At 40.3% G+C, this 16,596-nt stretch carries 18 protein-coding genes; 16 read left to right on the forward strand and 2 right to left on the reverse strand.

Features of this window, described 5'->3' with window-relative positions; all coding sequences use genetic code 11:
* Positions 1 to 37 precede the first annotated feature (37 nt).
* The 6 genes from V7K67_RS17305 to V7K67_RS17330 all read left to right on the forward strand — a co-directional run bounded on the left by V7K67_RS17305 (position 38) and on the right by V7K67_RS17330 (position 3,961).
* Positions 38 to 313 carry a helix-turn-helix domain-containing protein gene (locus V7K67_RS17305; protein WP_335167668.1) on the forward strand — a complete coding sequence of 92 codons (276 nt, stop codon included), beginning with the start codon at positions 38 to 40 and terminating at the stop codon, positions 311 to 313.
* Entirely contained in the window at positions 255 to 1,055 is an 801-nt protein-coding gene (locus V7K67_RS17310; protein WP_335167670.1) for an RNA-guided endonuclease TnpB family protein, read from the forward strand. Before V7K67_RS17305 ends, V7K67_RS17310 begins: the two co-directional genes overlap by 59 nt.
* A gap of 38 nt (positions 1,056 to 1,093) precedes the next feature.
* The gene (locus tag V7K67_RS17315) at positions 1,094 to 1,258 is read left to right on the forward strand and encodes a type II toxin-antitoxin system VapC family toxin (protein ID WP_334732900.1); all 165 of its coding nucleotides are present in this window, start codon (positions 1,094 to 1,096) and stop codon (positions 1,256 to 1,258) included.
* A gap of 128 nt (positions 1,259 to 1,386) precedes the next feature.
* Positions 1,387 to 2,667, forward strand: a complete 1,281-nt coding sequence (locus V7K67_RS17320; RefSeq protein ID WP_334706240.1) for a M16 family metallopeptidase — start codon at positions 1,387 to 1,389, stop codon at positions 2,665 to 2,667.
* Between the two features lie 123 nt (positions 2,668 to 2,790).
* On the forward strand, positions 2,791 to 3,675 hold the full coding sequence (locus V7K67_RS17325) for a fructosamine kinase family protein (RefSeq protein ID WP_334732901.1): 885 nt from the start codon (positions 2,791 to 2,793) through the stop codon (positions 3,673 to 3,675).
* A gap of 145 nt (positions 3,676 to 3,820) precedes the next feature.
* Positions 3,821 to 3,961 carry a hypothetical protein gene (locus tag V7K67_RS17330; RefSeq protein ID WP_334732836.1) on the forward strand — a complete coding sequence of 47 codons (141 nt, stop codon included), beginning with the start codon at positions 3,821 to 3,823 and terminating at the stop codon, positions 3,959 to 3,961.
* A 43-nt stretch (positions 3,962 to 4,004) separates the two neighbouring features.
* On the opposite strand, the gene V7K67_RS17335 is transcribed toward V7K67_RS17330, so the two are convergent.
* Positions 4,005 to 4,871, reverse strand: a complete 867-nt coding sequence (locus V7K67_RS17335; protein ID WP_335167672.1) for a WYL domain-containing protein — start codon at positions 4,869 to 4,871, stop codon at positions 4,005 to 4,007.
* Positions 4,872 to 5,038: 167 nt separating this feature from the next.
* Here V7K67_RS17335 and V7K67_RS17340 point away from each other — a divergent pair, with 167 nt between their 5' ends.
* The 8 genes from V7K67_RS17340 (at position 5,039) to cas5d (ending at position 14,374) form a co-directional block, all read left to right on the forward strand.
* Complete coding sequence (locus V7K67_RS17340) at positions 5,039 to 5,299, forward strand: DUF433 domain-containing protein (protein WP_334706243.1); 261 nt, start codon at positions 5,039 to 5,041, stop codon at positions 5,297 to 5,299.
* Between the two features lie 2 nt (positions 5,300 to 5,301).
* Positions 5,302 to 7,479, forward strand: a complete 2,178-nt coding sequence (gene cas3 / locus V7K67_RS17345; RefSeq protein WP_334732902.1) for a type I-D CRISPR-associated helicase Cas3' — start codon at positions 5,302 to 5,304, stop codon at positions 7,477 to 7,479.
* 238 nt (positions 7,480 to 7,717) lie between these two features.
* On the forward strand, positions 7,718 to 7,969 hold the full coding sequence (locus V7K67_RS17350) for a hypothetical protein (RefSeq protein ID WP_334732838.1): 252 nt from the start codon (positions 7,718 to 7,720) through the stop codon (positions 7,967 to 7,969).
* A 57-nt stretch (positions 7,970 to 8,026) separates the two neighbouring features.
* The gene (locus tag V7K67_RS17355; RefSeq protein WP_334732839.1) at positions 8,027 to 8,266 is read left to right on the forward strand and encodes a DUF433 domain-containing protein; all 240 of its coding nucleotides are present in this window, start codon (positions 8,027 to 8,029) and stop codon (positions 8,264 to 8,266) included.
* Positions 8,263 to 9,282, forward strand: a complete 1,020-nt coding sequence (locus V7K67_RS17360; RefSeq protein WP_334732840.1) for a PDDEXK nuclease domain-containing protein — start codon at positions 8,263 to 8,265, stop codon at positions 9,280 to 9,282. The genes V7K67_RS17355 and V7K67_RS17360 overlap by 4 nt, the downstream gene beginning before the upstream one ends.
* A gap of 17 nt (positions 9,283 to 9,299) precedes the next feature.
* Positions 9,300 to 12,584, forward strand: coding sequence for a type I-D CRISPR-associated protein Cas10d/Csc3 (gene cas10d, locus V7K67_RS17365; protein WP_335167676.1), 3,285 nt, complete (start codon positions 9,300 to 9,302; stop codon positions 12,582 to 12,584).
* Positions 12,585 to 12,650: 66 nt separating this feature from the next.
* A complete protein-coding gene (cas7d, locus tag V7K67_RS17370; RefSeq protein ID WP_334732842.1) occupies positions 12,651 to 13,667 on the forward strand; it encodes a type I-D CRISPR-associated protein Cas7/Csc2 in 1,017 nt (338 codons plus the stop codon).
* Positions 13,667 to 14,374, forward strand: coding sequence for a type I-D CRISPR-associated protein Cas5/Csc1 (gene cas5d, locus V7K67_RS17375; RefSeq protein WP_335167679.1), 708 nt, complete (start codon positions 13,667 to 13,669; stop codon positions 14,372 to 14,374). The genes cas7d and cas5d overlap by 1 nt, the downstream gene beginning before the upstream one ends.
* Here the strand turns inward: cas5d and V7K67_RS17380 are convergent, their stop codons facing one another.
* On the reverse strand, positions 14,375 to 14,785 hold the full coding sequence (locus V7K67_RS17380) for a hypothetical protein (RefSeq protein ID WP_334732844.1): 411 nt from the start codon (positions 14,783 to 14,785) through the stop codon (positions 14,375 to 14,377).
* 142 nt (positions 14,786 to 14,927) lie between these two features.
* On the opposite strand from V7K67_RS17380, the gene V7K67_RS17385 reads away from it, so the two are divergent.
* Together V7K67_RS17385 and cas6 are read left to right on the forward strand one after the other, a co-directional pair.
* Positions 14,928 to 15,548, forward strand: coding sequence for a 2OG-Fe(II) oxygenase (locus V7K67_RS17385; protein ID WP_335167681.1), 621 nt, complete (start codon positions 14,928 to 14,930; stop codon positions 15,546 to 15,548).
* The gene (cas6, locus tag V7K67_RS17390) at positions 15,538 to 16,419 is read left to right on the forward strand and encodes a CRISPR-associated endoribonuclease Cas6 (protein ID WP_335167683.1); all 882 of its coding nucleotides are present in this window, start codon (positions 15,538 to 15,540) and stop codon (positions 16,417 to 16,419) included. Before V7K67_RS17385 ends, cas6 begins: the two co-directional genes overlap by 11 nt.
* Positions 16,420 to 16,596: the final 177 nt, after the last annotated feature.

Raw genomic sequence — 16,596 nt, forward strand, 5'->3', positions numbered from 1 at the left:
ACCAGTATATTTAACACAATTTTTGAAGTTGCCCTCCGTGCAGAAAGCATTCAAGATTACACTAATTCCTACACACAATCAACAAGTCTTAATTAATAAGACTATTGGCTGTGCAAGGTTTGTGTACAACCACTTTTTAGCACTGAGAAAAGAGTTATATAGCACTGAGAAAAAAGCGTTAAACTATAACGCTTGCAGTCAGCAGTTAACTTTACTTAAAAAAGAGATTGCATGGCTCAAAGAGGTAGATAAATTTGCTCTTGCATTACTCGCTCAGGAATCTAGAAACAGCATACAAAAACTTCTTTCATGATTTAAAAAAAGCTAACGGTTCGACTTCGCTCACCGTTAACCCTGAGCGGAGCCGAAGGGCTAACGGTAAAGGTGTAGGCTTCCCTAAATTCAAAAAGAAACATGTCTCCAAGCAGTCCTACAAAACCAACCTGACCAACGGCAATATTCAGGTAATAGAGAATCATTTAAAGCTTCCAAAGCTAGGATGGGTGAAATTTTACAAGTCTCAGGAAATTACTGGTCATGTTGTAAACGTTACTGTAACTCGCACTACATCAGGTAAATATATTGCCAGTATTTTATGCGAAACAGAGATTGAGAAACATCCCCAAGTTAGTCAAAATATTGGGATAGACTTAGGCATAAAATCTTATCTCGTTACTAGCGATGGGGAAGTTGTAGATAATCCGAAATATTACAGAACTCAAACTCGTAAGTTACGCTCATACCATAAAAAGCTATCTCGTAGTGTCAAAGGTAGTAGTAATAGAGTCAAAGCGAAAATCAAGCTGGCTCGTGCTTATGAACGCATTACGAATTTAAGAGATGACTTTCTGCACAAGCTCTCAACTCGTTTAATTATGGAATTGTTACTTGATACCTGTGCTGTAATATGGTCACTTGAAGATAACTGTTGTCTTTTGCCTGAAGTTCGTAAACAAATTTCAGATTCTTCAAATAAAGTGGTTGTTAGTGCTGTTAGTGTTTGGGAAATAGAAATAAAAAGAAAAAATGACAGCTTAAAACCCCAGATAATTTAATACAAGCCATCACTGATACTGATTTTAGTTTTTTATCAATAACAGAACACCACGCTGTTAAAGCAGCATCGTTACCTGAGCATCATAAAGACCCTTTTGATAGGCTTTTAATAGCACAAGCAATACTAGAAAAGATGATTATAATTACTTCCGATACTCAATTTATAAATTATGGAGTACCACTTTTATTTGCTACAAAATAATTAAAAAGATGTAATCGTACCTAGATTGACACTTTGAAAGGGCTAGTCCTGAAAACTACAAAACTTCACTGAGCAGTAAGTCGCAGATAAGATAAAGAAGTAACATCGCTCCTCACACACAAGTAGCAATGACCTCAACCCTGCGGAAACTTCCCCGTCTCAATGCCCCGACACTGCACCAGCTGCCCAATGGTTTGACAATCATTGCCGAGCAAATGCCAGTTGAAGCCGTAAACCTCAATTTATGGATTAAAGTTGGTTCTGCTGTAGAACCTGATGCCATTAACGGCATGGCTCACTTTTTAGAACACATGATTTTTAAAGGAACAGAACGACTGGCTAGCGGCGAATTTGAACGTCGAATTGAAGAGCGGGGTGCTGTTACCAATGCCGCTACCAGCCAAGATTATACTCATTACTATATAACTACTGCCCCCAAAGATTTTGCCGAGCTTGCGCCACTACAAATAGATGTAGTATCGAATGCGAGTATTCCTGATGATGCCTTTGAACGTGAGCGATTGGTAGTTTTAGAAGAAATTAGGCGTTCAGAGGATAATCCCCAACGGCGTACATATCGGCGGGCGATGCAGACAGCCTTTGATCGTCTACCCTATCGCCGTGCAGTATTGGGGCCAGAATCGGTGATTGCCGGACTTAAACCCCAGCAGATGCGAGATTTTCATGCTAATTGGTATCAACCCCAGTCAATTACTGCTGTAGCTGTGGGCAATTTGCCAGTAGAAGAATTAATTGCAACTGTTGCAGAAGGATTTACAAAAGCCACTAAAATTAATCACTCCCCACTCCCTACTCCCCACTCCCCACTCAGCCCTGAATCACCATTTACAGAAATTGTCCGTCGAGAATTTATCGATGAAAGTCTTCAACAAGCAAGGCTAGTAATGGTTTGGCGAGTTCCCGGAATGACACAGTTAGATCGCACCTATGGATTGGATGTTTTAGCCGGAATTTTGGGACACGGAAGGACATCAAGACTAGTGAGGGACTTACGGGAAGAGCGGGGATTAGTTTCGTCAATTTCTGTAAGCAACATGAGCAATGAGCTGCAAGGGATATTTTATATTTCAGCTAAATGTGCAGTGGAAAATTTAGCAATTGTAGAAGATGCGATCGCTCAACACATTGGCAAACTACAAACAGAGTTGGTAACAGAATCAGAAATTGCTCGTATCCAGCGGCGAGTAGCTAACAGATATGTTTTTGGGAACGAAACACCAAGCGATCGCTCTGGGTTGTATGGTTATTATCAGTCTTTGGTGGGAGATTTGGAACCCGCCTTTAACTACCCAGCGATCATTCAGAGCCAAGATGCAACAGACTTGATGCAAGCAGCCAAAGAGTATCTTTCTCCAGATGCTTATGGTGTAGTTTTTGTCAAGCCGTAAATTACAAATTGGGAATAGGGCATGAGGCATTGGGCATTGGGCAATGGGAAAGATAATTAATAACCAGTACCTAATTCCCAGTTACTAATCTAAAATCCAAAATCTAAAATCCAAAATTGCATGATCTGGACTCAAATCGACGCGAATATTAGCCAGGTGACTGGCGAAAAATTTCAGAGTCAGCAACGGCGATCGGTTGGTGGTGGGTGCATCAACGAAGGTTATGCTGTCTCCAATGGTGAGAAAACCTACTTCGTCAAGCTAAACCTTGCATCCCAAGTTGCGATGTTTGAAGCTGAGGCGTTGGGTCTAGAGGAAATGATCGCAACAGCTAGTATTCGCATCCCCAAACCAATTTGCTGGAGTACTGCTGATAATTCTAGCTACATCGTCCTGGAATGGTTGGAACTTGGTAGCGGTAACAGCAATTCTTCTCTACGAGACGCTCCGCGATGGCAAGAAATGGGACGCAAGTTAGCGGCAATGCATAAAGCTAGCAGCAGTCAAGGTTTTGGTTGGAAAATTAACAATACCATTGGTTCCACACCTCAAATCAATACTTGGACAGCAGACTGGACGGAATTTTATATTAAACATCGCCTGGGTTATCAATTTCAGTTGGCAAAGCGACGAGGAGGTAATTTTCCCCAGCAAGACAAGTTACTAGCAGCTATCCCGGAACTATTGGCGGATCATCAGGTGCAACCTTCTTTAGTACATGGCGACTTATGGGGCGGAAATGCTGGGTGTACTGCGTTGGGAGAACCAGTGATATTTGATCCAGCTACTTATTTTGCAGATAGAGAAGTTGATATCGCCATGACAGAATTATTTGGTGGTTTCCCAGCAGTGTTTTATAAGGGTTACAACGAAGTCTTTCCTTTAGATGCAGGCTATGAACGCCGAAAAACGCTCTATAACCTGTATCACATTCTGAATCACTTCAATTTATTTGGGGGCGGTTATGATTCGCAAGCCAACCGGATGATTGACCAGATTTTACGATAAGTAAAGGATTGCAGAAACAAATGAATACACAATTGGTTGATTCACTGTCAATACGGTTCGGTTAAAGGGGAAAGGGGAAAGGGGAAAGGGGAATAAAAAACCTTTAACCCTTACCCTTTTCCCAAAACCCTATTCTGAGTTCAAAATGCTTATCCGAACCGTATTGGATTCACTGTTGCAAATCATTACCTCCCTGACTGAAGACTTGAAAAATCGCCTCATTCGAGTTAAAAAGCAGAATCAGCCCAAATCTAGCCAACAAGTTTTCGTCATTCAGGAATATTAACTAAATAATTAATAGAGTAGGTAAGATGCCTAACCCACAAGACTTAACTCCTAGTTTCGATATCGTATAAATTACATAGGGTGAGGAGTTTTTGTTTGAGGCGATCGCGCACATTCTCTGGTAATATCACGACACAATCTGGCGCATATTGCATAACTTCGCGGCTAAACCAAAATGTACTAGATACTCGCCTAACAACTCGCCTGACTCGCGCTTTATCTGGTAGCCACTCATTAATATTATCTTCTTGTTTAGCTTGATAGGCAAAAGCCAAACCAGCAAATAGATGCATTTCCACTTCTATCTGGGCCAAATTAGATCGCCACTCGCCAGAAATTGGCATGACAGCAGCTTCTGTAATCCTGTCTAGTCGTAAACTCCAGTTGTGAATCAGTTCTGGGATATCAAAGTTTCCTTCTGTCTCTTCGCACCAGCAATCAAGATATTGCCGCTTTTCGTGGGGTGTAACTTTGGCATAGCGAACAGTAAAATTAAACACACGCTCTGCTGCATCTTGATAGGAAAGCTGAAAGGGCTGTTCGCGCAAGATATAGCGGTCTATTTCTAAACGCCAAGGCGGGGGCAAATTCTCTAAGAAACGTTCGATTTCGCCCCGCAACGGTAATGATAGTTCGCTGCGTTCGAGAAGTAAGTTTGCAATGATTTGCGCTTGTTCAATTTGCCCGATATCTGTCAAAGCATTGATACATCTATGTAATGCCCTAATGCGTGGTTCTTTCCAATCGTTATTGTTACCGATGAGTAACTTACGTTGAGCGATCGCTTTAATTAACTTAGAGATGTTAGGGTCTTCTCCCCACATCATACCGAATTCACGAGCGATCGCTTCTAGCTCGGCTTTATCACGTTCTGATATTGACAGTGTAATAGATTGACCTTTTCGACTCATATTTTATACGGACACTTTTATACTTATAATTCTTGCCAATCTCTATTTTGCGTGCCAATATAGTTTTTAACAACCAGTTACGGACACTATTTAAGTGTAAGTCCGAATATAGAATTAGGAGAAGAGGATTCATTGAGAAGAATTACGACAAATTTGGAGAAGCTTCAATGACTAAGAACGATTTACTATCTCGAATTTCCATTGATCCAAATATTTGTTTCGGTAAACCTTGTATTAAAGGTCATCGTATTTGGGTTTCTCTAATTCTTGACCTTCTTGCAAGTGGAGAAAAAATAGAGACAATTTTGGAAGAATATCCAAGTTTGGAACGAGAAGATATCCTAGCCTGTATTGCATACGCTGCGGAGATGACAAGAGATAGCTATGTAGAAATTCCTTTAGGATTGCAAAAGGAATCAAAAAAGTGAATATTAACGAAGCATACAAAATTACTCTCAAACCCGTTTATTCTCAAACCGTCTCCACACCTGACGGAGTTAAATTACCTAAAGATTGGTTGCTTTCTTGGCATCAAGCCGCAACTTTAGAAGCGTTGCGCGATCCAAATATTGATGTCGTGTTCAACACTGCGATGACTGGCGATGGTAAAAGTCTCGCGGCTTACCTAGAAGTTCTTCAGGGTGAATTTTCTGCGATCGGACTTTACCCAACCAATGAACTCGCCCGCGATCAAGAAACGCAGATTAGAGGATATGTTGAGAAATTCCAGCCAGAGAATCAGCCGCGTGTAGTACGGCTAAGTGGGGCTGATTTAGAGATTTATGCAGAAAATGAAGGCTTAAAAAAAGGGGCGGCGATCGCAACTCTCGCTAACCAGAGAGAAGCATTATTAACTAACCCCGATATTTTTCACTATCTGCATCGAGGTGCTTACATAATTCGTGGCGATAGTCCAGATAAGCTATGGGGCAGAATTGATAAGGATTTTGACTTATTCATTTTTGATGAATTTCATGTTTTTGCTGCTCCCCAAATTGCTAGCGTGATTAACACAATGTTGTTAATTCGCTGTACAAATCGCCGCAAGAAATTTCTGTTTCTCTCAGCCACACCAGATACAAACTTAATTGGACGATTAGAAAAAGCAGGATTTCGTTGTAAAGAAATTGCTCCTCTCAAACAAGATAAATATCAATTCCCCGATACACCAGAGCAAGGAAAGCAACTGCAAACACAGGGCTGGCGGCAGGTAGCACGAACAATTTCGTTAAATTTTATTCCTTTGGAACCATCGTTTAAAGCTTCAGAAACCTGGTTAAAAGAAAATAGTGAGTTAATTTTGGCTCAGTTTCAGCAGTATCCAGGAAGTAAGGGTGCAATCATCCTTAACTCAATTGCAGCCGTCAAACGCCTAACTCAATTTTTTCGGGAAATCTTACAGCTTTACGGATTGAAAGTTGGAGAAAATACAGGGCTATCGGGAAAAGGAGAAAAGGAGCGAAGTCTTGCTGCTGACTTGGTTATTGGTACTAGCACAATTGATGTTGGAGTTGATTTCAAAATCAATTTCCTAATTTTTGAATCATCCGATGCAGGTAACTTTATCCAACGTTTAGGACGTTTGGGAAGGCATGACGAATATGAGAAAGATGGTCAAAAAATTAAGTTTGATAATTTTACAGCTTTCGCTCTAGTTCCTAACTTTTTGGTAGAGCGCTTGTTTAAGGGGGATACTCCACCGTTAGAAGTGAATAGTATTTGCGATCGCCCCTCTTTTCACAATACAATTACCGAGAATTATCGACAAATCAACGATTTTCGTGGTTATTATCGTCGATGGGGGGCTGTGCAATCATTTTGGCTGTTTTATCAGTTGAGCGATCGCACAATTAAACAACAGTATGCCCAAAGCCGAGACAAGTTTCAAGAAGCCTGTGAACAAGTATTTGAAACAAGTCTGAAGTCTGCGGCTGGACGTGTTTCGGGATGGGCGAAAGATTGGCAAGCACTTTCTGGTAAATCAGGTAATCCTATTGCTGAGGATGCTGCTAGTTTTCGCGGTTCTAGCCCTTTGCAATGTGGTTTATACGACTTAACGGAAGAAAACGAGGCAGATAGGTTTAAAACCTACGATTTACCGGGGATTTTGGGCAATTTAGAAATTGAAATGTGGACGGAAGCGGCATTTATACGGACACTCAAAGAAACCGCAGAACGCACCGGACAACCCATTGCCAAAGGTAGATTTGCTCATTGTCTAGCATTTATGAAGTTGCTTTCCTACCGAGAGGAGCGGCTGAACTGGAAGTTTACCTATTCTGGAAACTTGCAGCCAATTGCTGACGCTTGGAAAGTTCAGGTTTTGACAGGTGTGGAAATTTGGCAACCTGACAATTATTGGGTTGGGGAAATTAACAAACGCCTCAAAAAGGAAGGTTTGGTTTGTTATGTGATTCGCCGTCCTCTTGCTGAAGTGCGGATGCGGCTAAGGCTACCGATGAATTTTCAAATTTATGGCATCAGCGATCAGTATAGCTTTCATGATGCTACTGCGCCCTATGCGATCGCTTTTGGTCACTCTGCGCTGCTGCTGGACACGCTTGCTTACACGTTTAAAAGTAAAGGAGATGAGATATGGGTTGTTTGAAAATTTTGTAGGAGGGTTTCAGACCGCAAATAGTAGGTCATGTTTCAATCCCTAGTAGGTATTATTACTCAAAATTATGTAGAGTAGATGGCTTACCCTCCCACCTTTAGGATACCAGAGTAGGAACAGAAGGCTAATTTATTAAATATAAATACTCAAAAATATTTGAGCGATTTTGCTATGGTCATGACTAACTAATTGCATTACCATGTGAGTAATCCTTGTAAGGTAACTCACCATGCCGAACGAAAACAATAACCCTAATCAAATCATTGTGGTAATAAATGCAGAGTGCAACCAGATTAGTGTGTCGCTGTCTATTCCTCTATACAACGAGGTGAATCTAGTACAACAGCACAATGCCATTCAAGACCATCGGCTATCTGATCTTGAGAATCGCATCAGTGCTTTAGAGACAAATCTTGAATACCACGTTCGTCAAAAGGAGGATTTACAGGACATAGTGAATTTTTGTTACCCACAAGATTAGGATGCTGTTTGGAGTGTACACACCATAAAACAATCTATCGTCACTACATAGCTAAACATGGATGAACAACATCTATTAGAAAGAATTACAGTCAACCCCAAAATTTTTAACGGTAAACCAATTATTCGAGGTCGTCGCCTTGCAGTTGAACATATTTTGGGGATGTTGGCGGCAGGAGATACTATTGAAACCTTGCTAGAAGGTTATCCCTGGTTAGAACGGGAAGACGTAGAAGCCTGTTTGGTCTATGCGCGTCGGCTAGTTAGTCATGAGCGAGTTGAACCTTTTCCGTTATGAGTAACCCTATTTCAGACAATTACAGACATTTACTAATGGAAATAAAACAGCGTATTCGTTCAGCCCAGTACGAAGCACTAAAAGCAGTTAATCGGGAAATGATTAACCTCTACTGGGACATTGGACAGATAATTGTTACTCAACAGCAGGGCGCTAGTTGGGGAAAATCCGTAGTAGAACAGTTAGCAAAAGACTTACAAGCAGAGTTTCCAGGAATTAGCGGATTTTCTGCTGCTAACCTCTGGCGGATGAGGCTTTTTTATGAATCTTATGTCAACAATGAAAAACTCGCACCAATGGTGCGAGAAATTGGATGGAGTCACAATCTGGTCATTGTAGAGAAGTGCAAAGATGACCTAGAACGGGAATTTTATATCAGAATGACTCGTAAATTTGGCTGGACAAAGAATGTTTTGATTCACCAAATTGAAAATCAAACATACGAAAAGACTCTGTTGAATCAGACTAATTTTGATAAAACTGTTCCAGCAGAGATTCGTAACCAATTAAAACTAGCTGTCAAAGATGAATATACTTTTGATTTCTTAGAACTAGCAGATGAACACAGTGAACGACAGCTAGAACAGGCGATTTTGGCAAGAGTTGAACCATTCTTGCAAGAAATGGGTGGGCGGTTTACTTTTGTTGGTAGTCAGTATCGCTTAGAAATTGGTGATAAAGAATTTTTTATTGACCTGTTGCTGTATCACCGCCAATTAAAATGTCTAGTTGCGATTGAGTTAAAAACTGGAGAGTTCCTACCTGAGTATGTGGGAAAAATGCAATTTTATCTGGCGGCTTTAGATGATTTATCTCGATTCCCAGACGAAAATCTTTCAATCGGAATTATTCTTTGTAAATCCAAGGATAAGACTATTGTTGAGTATGCACTGAGAGAATCGAATAAACCAATTGGTATAGCAACTTATAAACTGTTTTCTACGTTGCCTCAAGAACTAAAAAATCAGCTTCCGGCTCCAGAGCAAGTTGCCAAGTTGCTAGAAGGCGTGGAGTAAAAAAATGGAGTTTGAAAATGTCTAATGATGATTGGTTATCAGGTGATTTTGGTTTTGATGGTGATTCTTCAGACCGCACTATTGAAACCGAAGGCGAGTTACTAACACTCAAGTTATTACGAGAAGCAATTCAATCTCAAAATCCTAATGATAAGGTAATGGCAGACTTTGGTGAGTATGTTTTGCCAAATCTGTTGCGGATAGCAATTGGTGTAACGGCTAAAGGTGGTAAGTTTTTTGATGAAATTGACCAACAGCGAGAAGCTGAAGGAAAAACTAAAGTCAGACGAGATAACGCTGCTGACCAATCACTGAATACTCACTTACTCAATGGATTATTCCCAGCAAATTTAATTGAGAAACGTTTAGAAAAACTCAATACGACAGTGCAGCGAGTGGTGAAAGAGCGAGAACGACGTTTGGTAATTGCTGGCTTTATTTTACATGATTTTGAAAAGTTCCCTGATGTACCTAATAACTGCCGCAAGTTACCGTTAGCAGAACATCGTCAAATTATTGATAAAAAAGTTCACCAGTTAGGATTGGATAACTTTATAAATCCAGAAAATCCTGAAGCTTATCGAGAGTATCTAGATGATTTATTGTGCATGGCTTATAACGCACAAGGACGCTGGGATACTAACTGGAATTTTTCAGAATTTGGTTTAAATCCTGTTCTCAAAGATAAACCTATTCGTAGTCTTTGCCTTTTAACTCATTTAGCAGACTCCCTCGCTTCAATCGTTAAACATCCTCAAGATGCAGAAAATAACAAACTAAATGAACTTATTCATACCTTAAGTGATGGGCAATTAAAATTTACCTATCACAGCATTGCTGAGAATCGTGGTGTTTTAACTAATGTGGTGAATAATGCTTTAATTCAGGCTCATACTAGTCTCAATACTGATGAGCATACCTACTATGAACCTTTATTATATCTGCCAACAGGCGTAATTTACTTGGCTTCGCGCAATGCTCCAGCTATCTCGCCGGAAGATTTACCAGACCGTGTAGTTAACAGTATTAAATCGCTTTGTGCAGGTCAATTACGCCTCAGACAAACAGGATTTGGTAGAGATGGCAAAGGCATGAAATATGCCGAATATTACAATTTATTTTTTGATGACATAGGCTTGATGAAAGTAGCCTTAGATGCTACGTTACGCATCTTAAACCCTAATAAAGGCTCTGTTGCTAAAAGTCGCAGCGAAAATCTGAATAAGTTTCAGCAACAAAATGTTTTATCTGCTGATTATGACTTCAAATTTGAAGACGATATCCGCATTGACCAAATAGCAGAATTTGGTGATTTAGTTAGCCGGAAGATTTGGGAAGAAACAGTTAATCGTGTTGATTCTGCTCGGAAGAAAGATAAAAAGCTGCCAGCAGTTCCCAATTTAGATTTAACTCACAAAGTTGCAGAATTTTGGAATTTAGCAGAATATTTACCCCCAATTAGAGAAATTCAACGCATTAATGAAAGTCTCAAAGAAAACAAGTTAAAGGGGAATACTGGAGGAGTACCTTATGAATGGTATTATCTAGCAGCTAAATATTTAGAACATCATCCAGGAATTGAAGATGTCCGCGAAGCTTGTCAGCAAGTCATTGACTATTTGATAACCTTAATTTCTCCGATAATTTCTCAATATAAATTGCCTGATGGTTGGGATGATTTAAGACTTTGGGTAAAACGAGTTGTGATGTTACCAGGCACTAATCAAGAGCCATCTGTTAAAACTCAAGTTGAAACATTTCTAAATGAGTTAGATAATTACAATGCTGCCAAAAAAACAGGGCGAGGTAAACAATTAATCTGCTCCATTTCTCATTCTGCTTATACGGTTACTGAGCAAATGGAATCAGCAGTTTTATTTACACCGCAAGTTTATACAAACAAGCAAATGTTAGGAGGTTCTAACGCTAAACGCAATATCTCCAGTATTGCAGGTGTGGAGATGATGCTGAGGCAAATCTTGATGAATCAAACTCAAGCTGTAGGTAAGCGATTTGAAGATGGAAAATATCGCTATCTCTACTTTTATCCTACTTATTACTTTACTCCAGAGACTAACAAGTTTTTGCAGAAAGCATACAATGGTATTGCTCAAACTCGCTTTGATACCAGCGTTCGCAATCATTTTATCAGTAAGGATTTACAAGCAAACTTGGGGCGCGATCGCTACCAAAGTGTAGATAGTTTCTTAATTGATGAAAACCTCCAACGTGACAAGGATCGCACCTTTAAACTTTCCTATCCTGAAGACCAGCCTTTAACATTTTACTTCATGGCGCTCCCGCCAGGAAGAGACAGCACTGATACAGAATCTTGGGTAATGCCAACTTGGTTAGCGTTTGCTTTCCCGATGATTTTAGATGTTAAAACTGTGGTTTCAGAGTCACCGATTCCACCCTTTAATGATGGGGCTGAGTTTGAGGAAAGCGTTTTCCTTGATAGTGCGCCTCATGCTTTCCGTGCTTTAGTAAGGCGCGATCGCTTCCGTCTTGACTACATCCTCGAAGGTTGGAACGAAAACGGCATCCAATACCCAGCACCTTTAAATGTGCTTACCGCCGCTTACGCCATTCATTTAGATGTGAATGCGCGACAAGGTAAGACTGGTTACGATGCCAACTGGGGGAGATTTACAGAACTAGCTAAAGATTTTGAAACCAGTCCGTTGTACGTCTTTTCTTATCTCAATCGCTGGGTGCGTAACCAAGGATCGGAAACAGCACGAATCGAGAAAATTAGGCTTTATGCCTATCATTTTTATCCTTGTTTTGACCCTTATGTGAAATATGACACTAATATGGAGCAATTAATTGTGGGAGAAGTATCAAGTCTGAATCATCCTAAGAAATTAACAGATTTATACCGCCGATTTTACCGAGCTAATAAGCGTTATAATCCTAAGTCTAATGCTGTGTTGAAACCAGTTGATATTGCAGCTGAAACTATACTCAAAGCTGAGTCAAGTGTGTTTCAGGGAGAAACATTAGTTGCAGCTGTTGCAGCAGAAGTTTTTAAACTCATGGATCGCGTTCATTCTTCTACTGCTGAAGGACGCTGGATTATGAGCAAACGAGAAGAAGAACGGCAAGCTGTTCTAGATTTTGCCAAGTATTTTGTAGTGGAGGTATTTGATAACTCATTTGCAGGCGATCGCGCTCGTTTAGCAGGCCGTCAACTCAACTTAATTCGAGACACCTGTGAGTTTCTTTATCGTCTTGAAGATGATAAAGAAAATGCAGGAAAAAATGAAAAATCTGTGGAAATAGATAACGAGAATGAGTAGGGATTTACCCTTACCATTTTTGCTGGAAACGTAAACAAGTAGTAAATAATTCTTTGGAGATCAATCATGGGACTTTTAAAAACTGTCGAACCAAAATTCTTTCAAGCTGAGATTCCTTACAAACCAATGGGGAAATATGTTCATTTTCTGACTGTTCGCATTACTGAATCTTATCCTCTATTTCAAACAGATGCAGAACTGAATAAAGCACGGGTAAGAGCAGGAGTTAAAGACAAAACCACAATTAGCCGTTTGTCAATGTTCAAGCGCAAACAGTCTACTCCAGAGCGTTTAGTCGGTCGGGAATTACTACGTAATTATGGCTTGATGACGGCTGAAGAATGCGAATACAACGTGAATTTCGCAATGGATAATCCTGATTGCATCATTTACGGTTTCGCTATTGGTGACTCTGGCTCTGAAAAATCGAAGGTTGTGGTAGACACGGCATTTTCAATTACAGCTTTTGATGAATCACACGAAACATTTACCCTCAATGCTCCTTATGAAAATGGTACGATGGCTTCCAAGGGTGAAAATGGTTCTAAACCTGGTGAAGTTACCAGTCGAATTAATCAGCAAGACCATATTAGACCGCAAGTTTTCTTTCCTAGTATTGTCACCTTGAAAGACCCTACTGAAGCTAGTTTCCTGTACGTTTTTAATAATATTCTGCGAACTCGTCATTATGGAGCGCAAACCACCCGTACAGGTCGTGTCAGAAATGAGTTGATTGGGGTTGTATTTGCTGACGGAGAAATCACAAGTAACCTGCGTTGGACTCAGGCAATATATGACCAAATGAAATCTAATAATACTTTAAATGCTCCCGATCCACTAGACGAAGATGATGTAATTACTGCTGCTAAAAATGCTATTGAGGCGTTAATGGCTGATGAGTTTATTGTTCACACAGATTTCATTGGTGATGCTTTTGTATCCCTAATTAACGAAGTCAAAACTTTAACGGGAAGCGAGAAAGGAATTCAGGCAATTTTACAAAAAGCTGATGCAGAAGCTAAGGATTATGCCAAGAAACATATTAGCAAAAAGAAAACTGCTGCCAAAGCGGGGAAAGAATAATGGTGTTTATTTTTCGCTGTCAAATAGAACTTCATGACAGTCTCTATTATGCAACTCGTGAAATCGGGCGATTGTATGAAACAGAAGCAATAATTCACAATTATGCTCTCTGTTATGCACTGGGTTTAGTTGATAGCCAAATCTACTCTACTACCGTTGCTGAAGAACATTCCTATCGCTATTTTTGCCCTGAACAAGTGCCAAAATATGAGGAGCATTTAACGCCACTCAATCAACAGCAAATTTACGTAACTCCGGCGCGATCGCTCAATCATTCTTCCATCCTCAACACCTGGAAGTATGCTAACAACAACTACCACGTTGAAATGGAGAAAACACAGAAAAATATCCCTAGTTTTGGCAGAGCGAAGGAAATAGCAGCAGAAAGTATATTTGAGTTTTTTCTCATCTCCCAAAAAGAACTCAAACTACCAAAGTGGATTCGCTTGGGTAAATGGATGAGTAAGGCTGAAGTGACGGTTGAACCATTACCAAAACCTAAAGTTGCTGAAGGTATATTCACTTGTACACATCCATTAAATCCTTTAGATGTGATGTTCACTAATCAAGTGATTAGCTATGATGTTGTGAATATGCCTCCTGTTAGCTTAATTCAAAATGTCCAAATGCGAGGTCAATACTATCAATTTGATGGCATTCAAAACTTAAAAATTCCAGCGCGGATAGAATATCGGTTTCGGAGTTAATTACTTTCCAAAGCCTTTACTACGGTTTTTATTTTTTCTAGGCTCTATCGTCATTAACTCGGCTTTAAAACCTCTGGAATCTTGCATCATTAACTTACGTATTCGCTGGCGTTGGTAAGTCTGCACTTCATCAGCTAGAGGATGATTAGGATCAATCTTTAGATGAGTAATAGAAGAAACATATTTTTCTTTACTTTCAGGATTATTTGGCTCCTTTAGTCCGCACATAATCCCGCCTTCATCTCCTGAATAGCCAACGAAATCAATTTCAAATTCTCTGTCTGGATCGGCGTTTACTCCTTTTTGCTTTAATGTCTTCAAAAACTCCTTGCCTGCTCGTACTTTAATGGGTAAGTTCTCTTTGAGTTTTTCAGTTAGTGCCTTTGCTGCATTGTAATCATCAATTCTCATCGCTCTAGCTCCCCATCCAGTCTTTGTTTCAGTTTAAAAGGATCTTACTATCTATGCTCCACAGTCTTTAACCTTTTCCCCAGTCACAAATTACGCTACAATTTTTAACCCCTGTTAGTTCTGTACGCTCCCTACATCCCCAGTGAAACACTATCAACAACAATCCAACGCCTTCCCCAGCGACTACCTAAACAACTTGTGGGGAGAAATCCAAACTTGTCCTTACTTTGCGATCAACAACCTCAACCGCGATTTTGTCGCCACTAAAGGATTTTCTGTAGTGTTTCAGCGTTCTGGATTAGCAAAAGTAGAACAGCAGTTTCCCTACTTCAAGCCTTACCTAGATTTAGCTCTCCAGCCTAATTGTAATGCTTTTTACCTCAATCCTTTACAACTCAAAGAAGGCTCCCGCGTCGATCCGCATATCGATCGCTCTTTACGTTCCTACTCCAAAACCATTGAACCGCCTGCGGTTGTGAGTGTCCTCTATGTGCGCGTACCAGCAGATATGGAAGGGGGAGAACTGGTATTACGATCGCACAAACGCCAACTTGGGCAAATTAAGCCCCAATTCAATACTTTAGTTTATTTTCAAGGTGATTTAACCCATTCGGTTAACGCTGTCAAAACCCCAGGAAATCGTCTGAGTCTCGTTTGTGAGCAGTACAGTTTGAGTGAAGTTGAACTCCAGGAAATCCCTGAGTTTACTGTAGAGTCAAGAAGCACTCAGTCTACAACCAAAAAGAGAAAGTATGCCTCATAGCTTAGTGTTGAATTTGCTACCTCAATCACCCATTCCACCACAGTATCTCACAGGTAGACATCTCCACGCCCTATTTTTAACCCTTGTTAGTTCTGTAGATACCACATTAGGCGATCGCTTGCACGATTCTACCGCAGATAAAGCTTTCACCCTCTCGCCTCTACAAATAAGGGGAGAGGGGATAGGGGATAGGGGACAGGATCGGGGTAAATATAAATCTAAAATTTCTACTAGCAGTAGTTTGCAATACTCACATCAACAACCAATTCCCGCCGGGACTCCTTGTTGGTGGCGTATCTCCTTATTAGATGACACTCTATTTGGCAGACTTACCCAACTCTGGCTAAATCTTAATCCCAATCGCCCTTGGCACCTTGGCCCGGCTGATTTGTATATTACCAGCATTCAAGGCACACCCCAATCTATTCAACCTTGGGCAAATGCCAGTACTTACGCTCAATTATACGAAGAAGCTAGCAATGGCAATTCTTCCATTAACCTTAGCTTCTCTACGCCTACCGCCTTCCGTCAAGGACAGTATGACAGTACCCTTCCTACCAGAGAATCTGTTTTCAATTCCCTACTTTCGCGGTGGAATAAATACAGTGGCATAGAATTTCCTCAGATTGCAATCGAGTCAATCTTCCCTTCTTTTATTAACATTCACACAGAAATACTAGCCGACTCCCGCAGTAAATTTATTGGCATTATTGGCGAAGTTAACTACAAAATTTTGGGACAAATTGAACCAATACAAATCAAGCAAATCAATGCTTTAGCTGACTTTGCTTTATATAGCGGTGTTGGCAGAAAAACAACTATGGGGATGGGAATGGCACGTAGGTTACAGGGGACAGGGGATAGGTTGTAACCCATCTTCTGCACTTCAAAACGTATTACAAATAAGACAAAAATAGTTACTAAGAATGTTCATGCAATTCAGTATTAATACTGACAATTATTGGCTGGACGATGCTTATAGCGATCGCTATATTTGGTTATCTTAGGATGTTACAAAGTGAAGCACAGAACGTGGGATGATAAGTAT

This window comes from Nostoc sp., assembly GCF_036917155.1.
In the GTDB taxonomy this organism is placed as follows: domain Bacteria; phylum Cyanobacteriota; class Cyanobacteriia; order Cyanobacteriales; family Nostocaceae; genus Nostoc.